The organism is Aminobacter sp. P4_D5 (assembly GCF_056401815.1).
In genome coordinates this window covers 1-1654 of record NZ_JBFUIP010000356.1, presented here as the reverse complement: position 1 = coordinate 1654, position 1654 = coordinate 1, and the positions used below count along the sequence as shown (strand labels likewise).

The 1654-nt window shown below is 72.9% G+C and carries 2 protein-coding genes; both read left to right on the top strand.

Annotation, left to right across the window (positions count from 1 at the left end):
• A partial coding sequence (locus AC1DWF_RS31815; protein WP_476842541.1) for an EamA family transporter occupies nt 1-200 on the top strand: 200 nt, incomplete at its 5' end.
• Nucleotides 197-1588 (top strand): L-lactate permease, encoded by a 1392-nt coding sequence (locus tag AC1DWF_RS31810; protein ID WP_476842540.1) that lies wholly within the window; start codon nt 197-199, stop codon nt 1586-1588. The genes AC1DWF_RS31815 and AC1DWF_RS31810, both read left to right, overlap by 4 nt.
• Nucleotides 1589-1654: the final 66 nt, after the last annotated feature.

Sequence of the window (1654 nt, the reverse complement as noted above, 5' to 3'; positions counted from 1 at the left end):
TCATCTGGCTGGTGACCGAAGCGCTGCGGGCTGGCGAGGCCAGCGCTGTCGCGCCCTTCCAGTATCTTCGCCTCGTGGTGATCACCGCCGTGGGCTGGGCGCTCTGGGGCGAGGTGCCGGATGGCTGGACTTGGCTGGGCGCGGTCGTGATCCTCTCGGGCGCCGTAGTCATCACCGTCAGCGAGGCGCGCAAAAGGTGACCCTCGCTCTCCAGGCCGCGCCCCTGGTCGTCCTGCTGGCGCTGCTCGCCAGCGGCCGGGTGGGCCCGCTGCCCGCCKGCGGCATCGCGCTGGCCCTGGCCGTCCCGGCCATCGCCGTGACGATTCCCGCGGGCGTCACCGTCCCCSMTGTGCTGCTTCGGGAGAGCCCACGCGCTGCCTTCCTCGCGCTGCAGCCCATCGCCGTCGTGGCGGGCGGGCTGCTCTTCCATGCCGCGGTGGTGCAGGCGCGCGACGCCGCGCCGCGGCAGCCCTCGCCCGCGCGGATCTTCGCCGTGGCCGTGCCCATGGGCGTCTTCCTGGAGAGCGTCACCGGCTTCGCGGTCGGCGCGGTCTTCGCGCTTTCGGCCCTGCGCGGCATGGGGATCGGCGGTGCGGTCGCCATCGCGCTGGCGCTGCAGTCTCAGGTCATGGTGCCCTGGGGCGCGCTCGGCCCCGGATCGGCGTTGGGTGCGGTGCTCGCGGGCGTGCCGGCGCAGGAGATGGTGGCGCTGGTCGCACGCCCGAGCGCAGCCTGGATCCTGGCTCTCACCCCCGTGCTGTGGTGGCTGCAGTCGCGTGCCGGCGTGCCGGTGCCGGCGCGCGAGAAGGCCGTGCAGACGCTGATGGTGGCGGCGATGGTGGCGTTGCTGGTCGCGCTTCATGCCGTCCTGCCCTTCGAGACGGTGGGGCTGGTGGCGAGCGGGATCGTCGCGGTCTGGGCGCTCTGGCGCTCCGATCCGCCGCGGGACCTCCGCTCGGCGCTCGAGGCGAGCTGGCCCTACCTCCTGCTCACGGCCTGCCTGCTTGCCGCGCGCCTGGCGCCGCACCCGCCGGCCTTTCGCCCCTTTCAGGAGCTGCCGGGCATCCCGATCACCCATGTCGCCGTGGTGCTCTGGATCGTCGGTTTCGGCCTATTGGCCACGCATTCCGACGGCTGGTCCCGCGCCGCCACCGCGCTGCGACGGGCGAAGCGTCCGGCGGCCGCCATGCTGCTCTATGTGCTGCTCGGCCGCTGGCTCGCGGGCAGCGGCGTGGCGCAGGCCCTGGCCCAGGCGCTGATCGAGGGGAAGGGCGCGCTGGCCGCCTATGCCATGGTGCCGATGGGCTTCCTCGGCGGCTTCATCACCGGCAGCAATGTCGGCAGCAATGCCGCGCTGATGCCGATCCAGGTGGCGCTGGGGCGCGAACTCGGCCTGCCCACGCTCCTGGCCCCGGCGCTGCATAATTTCGCGGGCGGCGCCGGTGCCGGCATGAGCATCGCCGCCACCGCCATGCTTTGCGCCCTCCTCGGCGACGGCACGCGGCCCGTGCAAGTCTGGCGGCTCATGCTGCCTTCCATGGCTCTGGTGATGCTGATGGGCACGCTGGCGCTGCTTTTCCTGGAGTGACGATGGCCGACTGGCAGACCGCCGAGCGCAAGCTTCTGCGCGACAAGACCCTGCGCCCGCTCATCC